At 38.1% G+C, this 12530-nt stretch carries 11 protein-coding genes; all 11 read right to left on the bottom strand.

Annotation, left to right across the window (positions count from 1 at the left end):
• Positions 1 to 88: 88 nt before the first annotated feature.
• Entirely contained in the window at positions 89 to 1105 is a 1017-nt protein-coding gene (locus ACO1D1_RS04270; protein WP_423335090.1) for an NAD(P)/FAD-dependent oxidoreductase, read from the bottom strand.
• 208 nt (positions 1106 to 1313) lie between these two features.
• Entirely contained in the window at positions 1314 to 1505 is a 192-nt protein-coding gene (locus tag ACO1D1_RS04265) for a hypothetical protein (protein WP_423335089.1), read from the bottom strand.
• A 70-nt stretch (positions 1506 to 1575) separates the two neighbouring features.
• On the bottom strand, positions 1576 to 1914 hold the full coding sequence (locus ACO1D1_RS04260) for a TetR/AcrR family transcriptional regulator (RefSeq protein ID WP_423335088.1): 339 nt from the start codon (positions 1912 to 1914) through the stop codon (positions 1576 to 1578).
• Between the two features lie 192 nt (positions 1915 to 2106).
• Positions 2107 to 3093 carry an ABC transporter substrate-binding protein gene (locus tag ACO1D1_RS04255; protein ID WP_423335087.1) on the bottom strand — a complete coding sequence of 329 codons (987 nt, stop codon included), beginning with the start codon at positions 3091 to 3093 and terminating at the stop codon, positions 2107 to 2109.
• Positions 3094 to 3147: 54 nt separating this feature from the next.
• Positions 3148 to 5511, bottom strand: coding sequence for a xanthine dehydrogenase family protein molybdopterin-binding subunit (locus ACO1D1_RS04250; RefSeq protein WP_423335086.1), 2364 nt, complete (start codon positions 5509 to 5511; stop codon positions 3148 to 3150).
• 181 nt (positions 5512 to 5692) lie between these two features.
• The gene (locus tag ACO1D1_RS04245; protein ID WP_423335085.1) at positions 5693 to 7030 is read right to left on the bottom strand and encodes an MFS transporter; all 1338 of its coding nucleotides are present in this window, start codon (positions 7028 to 7030) and stop codon (positions 5693 to 5695) included.
• Between the two features lie 159 nt (positions 7031 to 7189).
• Entirely contained in the window at positions 7190 to 7708 is a 519-nt protein-coding gene (locus ACO1D1_RS04240; RefSeq protein WP_423335084.1) for a (2Fe-2S)-binding protein, read from the bottom strand.
• Entirely contained in the window at positions 7705 to 8586 is an 882-nt protein-coding gene (locus ACO1D1_RS04235; RefSeq protein WP_423335083.1) for an FAD binding domain-containing protein, read from the bottom strand. The genes ACO1D1_RS04240 and ACO1D1_RS04235 overlap by 4 nt, the downstream gene beginning before the upstream one ends.
• Positions 8587 to 8619: 33 nt before the next feature.
• Positions 8620 to 9072, bottom strand: coding sequence for a CoxG family protein (locus tag ACO1D1_RS04230; protein WP_423335082.1), 453 nt, complete (start codon positions 9070 to 9072; stop codon positions 8620 to 8622).
• Between the two features lie 279 nt (positions 9073 to 9351).
• Complete coding sequence (locus ACO1D1_RS04225; protein ID WP_423335081.1) at positions 9352 to 10398, bottom strand: TAXI family TRAP transporter solute-binding subunit; 1047 nt, start codon at positions 10396 to 10398, stop codon at positions 9352 to 9354.
• Between the two features lie 53 nt (positions 10399 to 10451).
• Entirely contained in the window at positions 10452 to 12386 is a 1935-nt protein-coding gene (locus ACO1D1_RS04220; RefSeq protein ID WP_149868766.1) for a TRAP transporter permease, read from the bottom strand.
• Between the last annotated feature and the right edge of the window lie 144 nt (positions 12387 to 12530).

Raw genomic sequence — 12530 nt, 5'->3', positions numbered from 1 at the left:
AACTACAAAAAGCTCGCCAAACTGAACTGCATCCTAATTGTTAAACCTTTCTAACAAAGAGGGGACACTTCAAATCGGCGAGTTTTCCTTATGCTTTCATTTCTTCAGGTAATTCTTTTCCTAAATTCATCGATGTACTATGTCCTGGCTGAAGTTTTGCGCTTGGGTTAAAATAGCTTATCGCATTATTAACAGCCGTAGGACCTTCTCCGAACCCAACCGTAATCAGTTTCACTTTTCCTGGATATGTCGTAATATCTCCCGCTGCATAAATTCCCGGTATATTTGTCTCCATTTTTGTATTCACAACAATCGAACCTTTTTCTAATGTTAATTCCCATTCTTTAATAGGACCCAATGATGATACAAAACCAAAATTAACAATGATCTCATCAACTTCTAATGTTAATTCTTCACCTGAATGGATGTTTCCTAAAACGATTTGTTCAATTCTTTCTGTACCGATTAAATCCTTCGTAATATACGGGGTAATTATATTTACACTAGAATTCATTAATGTTTTAACACTGCTCTCGTGGGCACGGAATTTATCGCGACGGTGAACAAGATTCACTTCTTTGGCAATCGGTTCAAGCATGAGCGCCCAATCGACAGCAGAATCTCCCCCGCCAATTACAGTTACTTTCTTGTCTTTAAACGAGCGCAAATCCTTAATGAAGTAATGTAAATTTTTCTTTTCAAAGTACTTCGCATTTTCATGGTCAAGCTTTTTTGGCTTGAACGCACCAACACCCGCTGTAATAATAATGGTTCGCGAGAAATGTGTTGCTTTATTAGTGGTAATCAAGAAAGAACCATTCTCCAGCTTTTGAATATTTAATACTTGTTCTTCCAATGCAACGGAAGGGTGGAATTGTTCAATTTGTTTTAATAAGTTATTTACCAAGTCCTGAGCACGAATTTGCGGAAAACCTGCAATATCATATATAAATTTATCCGGATAGAGAGCTGCAAGTTGACCGCCAAGTTGTGGCATGCTTTCGATGATTTTCACACTGCATTGCCTCATCCCGCCATAAAAAGCAGAAAAAAGGCCAGCTGGCCCTCCGCCAATCACTGTTATATCGTAGATTTTATTATTCATATTATTCTCCTGCCTTTATTTACGCTGATTTATGATAAATGTATACACGAGCAATTATTTTGTTCTATCATCACTCTATTTTTAATAAATGTATGTTAGCACTAACTAACATACAGAATAAAATAATATAATTGGAATGATCCAATTATATTATTTTCGCTATTCATCCGTTAGTTTGTAATAACTAACTAATTTAACAAAAAAGATTCTATCCATCCGTTTTTAATGCGCTAACAAATATTTGCACTGCTGTACTAATAAATTCTTCGCTGCCTATTGCAGTAATTTGATGCCCATCTACAAAATTACGTGAAACAAACTCACCATACACCATATATAAATAAGACATTGCAAGACCTTCAACATTGCCTTCGAACTGCATCTTGCCCATCTGCTTCATTTCTAAGAAATAATAAATAAGAAGTTCCTTTAATTGACGAGGATGTTTATTTATTTGTTCAAATAAACCTTCAATTGTATTTCCTTCCCTTATATGCAATAAGAATAACTTTTTGGTTTTTCTTCATTAATTTATGATAGGCTTCACTGATCATTAACAAATCTTTTTCTAAATCCCAAACAATATTCTTATCAAAAAGTTCTTTCATTGATGTAGAATAATAGAATCGGTCAATCGCTGCTTCTAAAATACCTTGTTTTGTTCCGAAATGACGAAATAATGTCATTTCACTTACAGAGGCTTCTTTGGCAATTTCTTTTGTCGAGACCGCTTTATATCCTTTTTCAGCTATTAAATTTATTGCCGAAAATAAAAGTCGATCACTCGTATCTGTCATATCGACGACCACAATGACGACCTCCCTTCATTTCAATTTATCATTATAATATTTTAATTTGAATAACCTTGTCAACAATCATGGGAATTTCTGTATATCATATGTGCCAAATATGGAAAAATTGCCACTTCCTCCTTAATCATTTGCCAAGGGTACAAAAAATAGACCCTTGGCAGAAACAACAATCTCTTCCCAACAATATATTTATATAGCAAACTCTTCAATCGTATTTGGAGCAAACAACTCTTCAATACCTACACGTCTTTCGGATAAACCTTGTTTATAGTGATAATCCAAAAACGTTTCAAGTGCCTTTCTGTTCTTCTCAAATCCATATGTCCACAGATCATCTTTGAAGAGTTTTCGTGCTTCCTCAGCTTCTGCTACAAACCAAGGCAACATTGTTTTAATCGCTGTTGTATCAAATAGATTCTTTTTAGCAATCTCCCTGGCTTGGTTAAATGCCTTAACTAATTCTTGAGCTACCCATGGGTTTTCATTATAGACTTCCTTTTTCAGAACGACTGTATGCATAATTGGGAAAATACCGGTCCTTTGATAATAGTCCTTTTCTACCTCTTTATAGTTCGGGAATAACCTCGAAATGCGTGGATCTCCTTCATCGAACGGCTTAGGCAGTCTTGCACATAACAGGCCATCAATTTCTCCCGCTAATAACATTGAGGTAAGCGTTTTACCTTCAGGGGCCTCTTCAATCGTAAGATTAGCCGGCGCAGTCCACGGAACTCTTTCTTTTCTCCCACTTTGTTCTTCCCCGCCCGTTACCCACGTAATGGATTCAGGAGAAACGCCATATTCATCCTCTAAAATCCCCCTTTGCCATACTAATGCTGTCATTTGATATTCCGGAACCCCAATGCGGCGTCCAATTAATTGTTCAGGTTTCGTGATACCAGCATCACTTCTTACTAAAATATTTCCATGTCTAAATGCACGTGAAAGAAAAACTGGTAAGGCAATAAACGGACTGTTTCCTCGAGAAACCCCCATAACGTAAGATGAGAGTGAAAATTCCGCTACATCGATATCTTGATAGCGCGCCATTCTAAAGAAAAGCTCTTCTGCATCTAAATGTAAAGGAAATAAATCTACCCCTTGTACTCGGACTCTCCCATCACGAATAGGTGCACAACGGTCATAATCGCCTGTAGCTAAAGTAAGTTTTAACATATAATCTCTCTCCCTTTGGTATGTTTTTGTTTTAATATTTTGTTAACGTTATCTCTAATCATTCATTAGTGACCAAAGATAATTAGGTGATAACGGTAATTTATTAATTTTTATTTCGAATGGAAGTAATGCATCTTCAATTGCATTGGCTAAAACGGCTGCCGGTGATATTGTTCCACCCTCCCCCAGTCCTTTTACACCAAGTGGATTTCTTGGGCTGGCAGACTCCATATGAATAGCTGTAATTTTAGGTATTTCACTGGCAGTTGGTAAAAGATAATCCATATAAGTCCCCGTTATAAGTTGACCGTTTTTATCATAAATAATCTCTTCATAAATGGCTCCGCCAATCCCTTGAGCAACACCTCCCATTAATTGACCATCAGCTATGAGCGGATTAATAATTTTACCTGCATCATGAGAAACAACATAATCTAAGATTTCAACTTTACCCGTTTCGATATCTACTTCTACTATGGCAGCATGAACTCCGTTTGAATAGGTTACCGTCTCCGGGATAAAATATTTCTCTACAAATAATCCAGGTTCAATATCCGCAAATTTGGCAGGTAGTTTATGTGGTTTTACCCACTCCGCCAGTTCGGCGTAAGTATATCCATGGGATTGATCTTCTCGATGAAATACTCTTCCATTTTCAACTTCCAATTCCATCGTTGGCACTTCCAGTAAAACGGAAGCAATTTTCAAAGCTTTTGTCCGGATTCCTTTTGCTGCATTCAAAACGGCACTGCCACTAACAACCGTACTTCTACTTCCATATGTGCCGCTTCCATATGGAATCGCACCGGTATCCCCTATAACCACTTGGACATCCTCTATATTAATGCCTAAAGTATCCGCACATATTTGTGCCCAGGTTGTTTTATGTCCTTGACCTTGATCTGCCGAACTAACCTTACAAACAATTGCTCCAGTTGGATCAATTTCTATCCGGCAGCCATCATGGGGACCTTGACCAGTTCCCTCTACATAAGCAGAAAAACCTATCCCTAAATATTTACCATTCAATAACGCCTTTTTTTGCTTTTCCCGGAATTCATCATATTTTATGGCTTTCACTGCTTCTTCAAAACAAGCAAGATAATCGCCAGAATCATACACTAAAGGTTCCCCATCCTTATAAATCCGGCCTGTGTCAAATGGCATTTCATTTATCGTAATAAGGTTTATTCTCCGGACTTCGACCGGTTCCAAGTTTAACTTTTTAGCCACCATATCTATGATTCTATCCATTACAAACACTGCTTCCGGACGGCCAGCTCCCCTGTATTGAGAACATGGAGTTTTATTTGTCACAGCCACTTTTGCATCACATTCATAGTTTACGATTCGATAAGGCCCAGGCAAGTGCGATGCTGTATTATAGGTCGAATTAACCCCATATAAACTATGTGCCCCCGTGTCGAGAATTAATTCGTCACGCAGTCCAACAATTCTCCCGTCCTTCATGAAGCCAACTTCTACCTTATGAAGCTGATCCCTTGCATGTGCTGCACTTTTCATATGTTCCAAACGATCTTCCGTCCATTTTAGTGGAATATTTAATCTTGTTGTAAAATACGACATCGCAATTTCTTCCGGATAGATTAGTGCTTTACCACCAAACCCTCCGCCAACGTTAGGAGCAATCACCCGAATACTTGTTTCAGCCATCCCAATCGTTTTTGAAATATGAGACCTTAGCAAATGCGGCATTTGGGTAGAACTCCAAACTGTTAGTGATTGAGCATTTTCATCCCATTTTGAAATGACTCCACGAGTTTCCATTGGGTTCGGGCTTTGTCTATTAATCTTAAAAGATTCCTTTATAACAAAATCTGCCTTCTTAATAGCTGCACTAGCATTTCCGGCTTCTACTTTATAGGAGACAGCAATATTATCTCCCCAGTCTTCATGTATTAACTCAGCACCTTTAGAGATTGCCTTCTCTGGATCTACAACCGCAGGGAGCGGCTCATACTCTATTTCTATTAATTCTAATGCATCTTCAGCAATGGCCCTTGAAGTTGCAATTACCGCAGCTATTGCTTCTCCAACAAAACAAACTTTATCATACGCAAGGGCCCGTTGAGTTTGAGGCTTTAAAATAGGATTTTCACGTTTTTTAACTCCTGGATAAACATTGGACATAATCGGCATGATACTTACATCGTTATAAAGCTCTTTTCCTGTAAAAACCGTTACAACGCCTTCAACATCTAACGCTCTTGAGGTGTCAATATTTATTATTTTTGCATGTGCATAAGGGGATCTTAAAAATGCCACATGGTGCAAATTTAATAGTTTAATATCGTCCAGATATTCTCCCTTACCAGTTAGTAGTCGATGATCTTCACGTCGTTTGATTGCCCTGCCAATATACTTGTTTTCATCTGTCTTCACTGTAATTTCCATCATAATCCCTGCCTTCACAGTTACTCCTGACTGCATGTTAGTTATTAATAACCAACATTCAACCAAACAATTTCTTACGTGATGGTTTTGAATACTTTAAATGATATATTTTCTAAATGTTCTGTATATTAAATATGTCAATTCACATTATTGATGTCAACTTTCTGTCCCTCCATGCCAGTGGTTAAAGGGCCTGTTGATTTGTTTGTTCATCTACCCAAGTTGGAACTTCTGAAACTTCAAGTGGTTGTTCTTTCATGAAAAATGCACATAAAGCTCCAGCAGCCGCAATACAAGCTAAAAATGTAAACACTTGATTGAAATTCTGCGAACCAGAGGCATTAACTATTACTAAGTATCCCGCAATAATCGGTGAAATAAAAGATCCGAATTGTCCAGCTGTATTTGATATCCCTATAGCCTTTCCAAGTACTTCTTTCGGATATCTGTTTTGTAAAGAGGCTAATGAAGCACCAATATTAAAGCTGATAAAAAAGCCAATGAGTAACAATAAAGGCAGGAGCAGAGATATATTACCTTTATCAACCCGCCCAATTATTAAGAGCAACGGTACAAGAGATAAATAGGCAATTAGAGCAATAGGCTTCATACGATGAAAAACCTTATCCATTAACCATCCGCCAAGCATCATAGAAAAAATAGAAACAATATAAGGTAATGAAGCAATGATTCCCATTTTTCCTATATCCATCCCATGCTGCTTAACTAAGAATGAGGTTAGCCATGTGGTACATCCCCAATACACGGCTAGCTGACAGAATTGAATAATGGAATATAGGTAAAAATAGCTGTCCTTCAAAAAGATACTAGAGTTTACTTTTTTACTCTTATCATTTAAACCTTCTATAGTATGAACCTTTGATAGTTCAGTTTTAACCTTTTTTAGATCTTTCTTGTTACTTTTGATTTCCTCAGGTGAATTCTGCAAAAATACCCACAATATCACGACTCCAAGAATACCCGGAATGGCAAGCAAGTAAAAAACCGGCCGCCAAGCTCCACCAAATAAAAGCACTGATAATGTAGTCAGTATAACTGGCCCAATCGCCGATGCAACAGTCTTTCCTGTTGAAAAAGAAGACATAGCCATTCCCTGTTCTTTAGATGGAAACCATCTTTTAATCGTTTGGGCTGCACCTGGATAAAATCCCGCTTCTCCTATTGCTAATCCAAATCGAAGGATCATAAAATGTGTGAAGTTTTTAACTGAGCCTGTCATAGCAGTAACAGCAGAAAAGATAACAATAGAAATACCCATTATTTTTTTGGGACCAAATTTATCAACGAGATAACCATATGGTATTTGGCAAAGAGCATATACAAAGAAGAATGCAGATACAAGTTGTCCTGATTGAACTGGAGTAAGCTTAAGATCTTCGGACATAAAGGGAAGAAAGGTTGTAATAATTAACCGGTCTAAATAATTGACAGTATATAAAAACCAGAGTAAAACAAGGACTAAGTATCGCTTTTTCAAAAAGGATTTTAAAACACCTTTCATCAATTTCATCCTCTCATCATTTCATTCACTTATGATTAGTAACTGTTGAATATACTACAAAGTTTTACAAAACATCCCTGAATTAAAGGAAGACTTTGCTGAGAAAAGTTATTATGTAAGAGATGGACAAAAGTTGATTATTTCAAAAAAACACCACAGTCAAGAATGAGTGACTTCCTGCTTTTCCAACCTTCCCTGTTGATTTTCAGCTTCCGCTGTCGTAAATTGTTTCACCGCTTTTATTATATTGGTATATCCAGTACATCTGCATAGATTTCCGGAAATCATCTCTCCTATTTCATTGTCATCTGGCGATGGATTTTTCTCCAGTTCACATACTATAGACATGAGAAATCCTGGAGTACAAAAACCGCATTGCAGGGCATGATTGTCTGAAAATGCCTGTTGTAGTGGATGAAGCGTTCCGTCTTCGGAAGCAAGCGATTCAACTGTTTCAATTTTTGCCCCATCCGCTTGGACTGCGAACACTAAGCAGGCACGAACAGCTCGACCGTCCATCTTTACAGTACATGCACCGCACACTCCATGTTCACAACCGACATGTGTACCTGTTAGATCTAATTCTTCACGTAAAAACTCTGCCAATAAAAGTCGTGATTCAACTTCTTTTGTGACTTTTTTTCCATTTACCGTTAACTCAATCTTTTCATTGGTCATCTTACCATCCCCTTAGGTACTCTATTTATCGCCGTCAGTAATGCTTTCTTTGTTAGGACGGAAGCTAAGTGAATCCGGTACTCTCTGGATGAATGCAAATCACTTTCGGGATCCAGATAATTCTCCATAGAACTAACAGCCTCAGTGATGACAACCTCTTTCGGTTCTTTCCCATTCAAAAAGTCTTCAATTTCCTCTAAAACAACTGGTGTTGGCCCAACCCCGCCAACAGCTAGCCGCACAGAAGAAAAGTGGCCATCTTCATCAAGTCCAACAACTGCTGCTACTTCAACAAGGGCAAAATCACCATGTCGTCTAGTGATTTCAACGAAAGCGGATCCATCATTTTCGTTTATTATAGGAAACCTTATCTCTTTCACTAATTCTGTTGGTTCCAAAGAGGTCAGAAGGTAGGTGAGGAAAAATTCCTCTGTAGGTACTGTTCTTTCGCCGTCTGGACCGATAATGACTACTTCACCGCGTAAGGCACTTATAATACAAGGCAGCTCTGCTGATGGATCAGCATGGGCAATACTTCCTCCTATGGTGCCGCGACTTCGAATTTGAGGATGCCCTACATTTTTCATGCCTTCAGATAATAATGGACAATATTTACTAACTAACTCGGATTCTTCTACCTCATAATGCCTTGTTAGGGCACCTATCGCTAGGAATGGCCCGTCTTTTTTAATATAATTTAAATCTTTTATACGGCTGACATCTATTAAATATTTGGGTGTGGATAACCTCATATTTAATACGGGAATTAAGCTCTGCCCTCCAGAAATGATTTTAGCATCCTCCCCATACTCCTCTAATAATTGAATGGCTTCTTCTAGCGTTGTTGGTCGTAAATAATTAAATTTCGCCGGCTTCATTTTTAAACCTCCATTAGGAAAATCAGATGGATTTTAGTTTGTCACAGTGTTTTTTAAAGAGACCTTCTCCACATCCTTGAAAAACTTCCCTGCCATAAATTTTGCTATTCCGGATAAAACACGGCTCCCAACACTTGCAATCATTCCTCCTATTTCAGCATTGCAATCCCATTCAAGGACACAGCCGTTTTCGGTAGGATAGAGCTTGCAGTCCATTTTAGCGTTTACATGCCCTGGCGATCCACTTCCCTCAGCATTAAAAATATAATAATGATATTTTTCCTTTTCCTCCAGCTTTACTTTCCCGCTATATTCACCTTTAACTGCCGCTACACCTAGTTTCATGCTTACCTCATATTCATTTTCACTAACTAGTTTCAATTCTTTACAACCTGGGATGATTTCTTTTAGAATTTCCGGATCATGCAAAGCATTCCAAATCACTTCAACTGGCTGTTTAAATTCCGTTTTTCCTTTTAACTCCATAAATTATTCCTCCCAATTTTACCAATGCTTCACCAATCGCTAGTTAGCACTAACTAACAAGATTTGTTTACATTATTACTTTAATTTCTTTTACACTGTGAATAACTTGATAAATATATCATAAATTAAACATTCCGAATTTTCAACACATTTTTACAATTGTCCTTTATATAAAGTGTCCTAATAGACATAGGCTTTCTTTATGAAGTCTGCCAAGAGCAAAATTATTTACTCTTGGCAGATCATAACACTATTGCTCTTTCAATTTACAAAGAGCTCCTATTTCAAGATGCCTATCTCTTTAAAATACTTTGCTGCTCCTGGGTGCAATTTAGCTGGTGCTACATTGACCATCTTTTCCGGGGTAAGACTTTCTAAATCCTTGTGAAGTGCTCGGATACTATCTATGTTTTCGACTAGAGTTTTTGTAATCGTGTATGCCTCATCGTCTGTCATATTTGGATCTACCATAACCATTGCACCTGCGTTAACAGTATCTATATCGTTTGGCTGAAATTTATAAGTACCTCCCTTAAGAACACTTGGAGGGGTACCCATTTTTTCATTTAACAATTTTTGAGCCTTTTCATTGATTGGAAGTAATAGAATATCTTTGGTAGCTGATAATTCCATTAATGTGGCATCCGGTGCAAACACAGGATCACCTGTCCAATCTAATTTATTGTCTTTCATTTGTTCAGCACTAGGTTTCCATGCCTCATAAAATACTTCTCCGCCCCACTTCTTAATGTCATCATAGCTGATGCCATATGATTCGAAAACGTATTTATTTACTTTTTCCACCATATTACCACGCTGGTTAACACCAATACGGATCGGCGGCTTTTTCGCAGCAATATCCTCCATGGATGCAATACCGTATTTATCGGCAAAGTCTTTCGTAATTGCAATCTGAAGAGGTGCATTGTCGTACAAATTAATTAATGCAGATACCTGATTAACTTTGCTTTTAAAAGGTTCTTCTCCTTCTAATCCTGCCTTCACTTCAAAGTTAAATGCAATCCCAAGTGGCACTTGTCCTGAAGAGACGGATATTACATTTTTTACTCCATTGCCCGTTTCGTAGCTGAACTGTGTCCCGGGATTCGATTTTCGCAGGATACTGCCGACACCTTCCCCAATGAGTGACCAGAATCCCCCTGCAGATCCTCCAGCCATCGTCAATGATAGTGGAGCTGTCTTTGTCTCAGTCTTTGTCTCTGTCTTTGTCCTTTCTTCTTTAGTTGAAGCTTTTTCTTGTTGACCACATGATGCCAATAACAAAGTTGTTAGTAATAGAAACACAATAAACGCTTTCTTTTTCATACTAAGGTTCCCCCCTAAATTTTTTATTAGATGAACGATGCATGCTTATTGAATTAATCGAATTCAATAACTTGGGAATTAATAAGTACACTTTTCTTTTTGTTGAGATAATCGTTTATTACAATGGCACCGATTACAATTCCCGCTGCAACATTTATAATAAAGCCAGGGTAAATCATAGCTATTCCTGAGAATATAAGAGCTATCCGCTTCCAAATGTTTAAAGAATTGAATAAATAACTTTCGTACCCGGCTGCTAGAGCATATACACCGATAACTGCGGTAATAGCGGTAAACACAATCTGCAGGAGGCTCCCTTGTAATAGCAAGCTAGGCTGAAATACAAACATAAATGGGATAAGGAAACCTACAAACGCTAATTTACTAGCTTGAAAACCTATCGCTATTGGATTCGCATTTGCAATCCCGGAGGCTGTAAACGCTGCCACCCCAACTGGAGGAGTAATGGCAGATAAAGCTGAAAAGAAAAGTAAGAACAAATGGGTTGGCAATACATCCAATCCCAGCTGAATAAGTGCAGGGGATACTAATGCTGCTACTAAAACGTATACAGAGGCAGTCGGCATCCCCATTCCGAGAATGATACAAATGACTGCTGAAACAATCAGAGACAACAGTAAATTTCCGCCTGTCATTGTGAATATAAGTGAAGTAATTTTCCCGGCCATTCCAGTTAAATTGATTACCCCTATGATAATTCCGGCAGTTGCACAAGCTACAGTTAATGGCGCAATCGAATACACCACATCGTTAAATATATCAATAATATGTCTCCACGTAATCCAAGTACTGCGACGCACAAAGCTTAGTACAAAAGTTACAGCAATTCCAAAACAAGCTGCAAGGGAAGGGGTAAATCCACTAAGCATTGCCCAAACTAAGGCGATCACGGGAAGTATATAGAAAAATCCATTCTTAAAAGTGTCTTTGAATCTAGGAATCTCATTTGCAGGTAATCCGACTAAATTTAACTTTAATGAACGAAAATGAACTTGGAAGTAAATCCCTAAGTAATACAATATAGCACTTAATACAGATGCTATAGCAATATCCACATATCTAATACCAGTAAACTCAGCCATAAGAAAGGCTACAGATCCCATTATAGGGGGAAGAATCGTTCCACCAGTGGCAGCGGCGGCTTCAACTGCACCTGCAAAAACCGGGCTATACCCCCGCTTTTTCATCATTGGAATATTAATTGATCCCGTCGTTGCCACATCGGAAGAGGGGCTCCCCGAAATGCTCCCAAATATTCCTGCTGATGTTACAGCTACTTTAGCCAAGCCCCCTACTTTTTTCCCCATAAAAGCAGCACATATGTCAAAGATAAATTGCCCTGCTCCCGCTTTTTGAAAGAAATGGCCAAACATAATAAATAGGAAGGCATAAGTAGCCGCCACCTGTACAGGTGCACCAAAAATACCATTGGTTGTAAAAACCATTTCTTCAATAAAATGATCGATGGTAATTAACCGATGACCAAATGGCCCATTGATGAAGTGACCAAAAAAAGTGTAACCCAGTCCAATTAGAAGTAAAAAAGTAAGTCCAAATCCAAGCGTACGGCGAGTTAGTTCCAGAACAGCAACAATAATAATAAGCCCAGAAATAATGTCCAGCGAGCTAAGAGGATCTACCCCGCTTATTCTTGATAAAAGCACATCCATATTCATAATAAAATGGAGTCCTGCACCCAATACGATAAATGCGAATATATAATCTATTGTTAAAAGTACAGGTGTCGACTTCTTTGAAAATCTTGTTGTAATAAATGAAACAGGAAGGATGCCGGTTAAAAACGCAACAGCATACGCATAAGGACTCATATTACCTACAGAGCCTAGCCAAAGTTCAAAAACGGAGAGGCTAACAGCAAGTATTGTAAATACGATGAAGAAAACTCCGCGGGGCTTTTCTCGAAGCCCCTCTTGAAATAGAAAGGACAATCGTTTTTTCAATTTCATTTCATCACTCCTATCGTTGGTCTTAAGGGCTACACTTTAACTTGATCACATTGTTTAAATGTAGGATTACGATTTTTACACGTAAGACCAAATATGCAAACCCTTTCAAAATGTTTTTTAGTATTAATACCTTTTAAAAATATG

The organism is Neobacillus sp. 19, assembly GCF_049463095.1.
GTDB lineage: Bacteria > Bacillota > Bacilli > Bacillales > Cytobacillaceae > Neobacillus.
The sequence above is the reverse complement of the archived record's forward strand: the minus strand, read 5'-3'. Positions and strand labels throughout refer to the sequence as shown.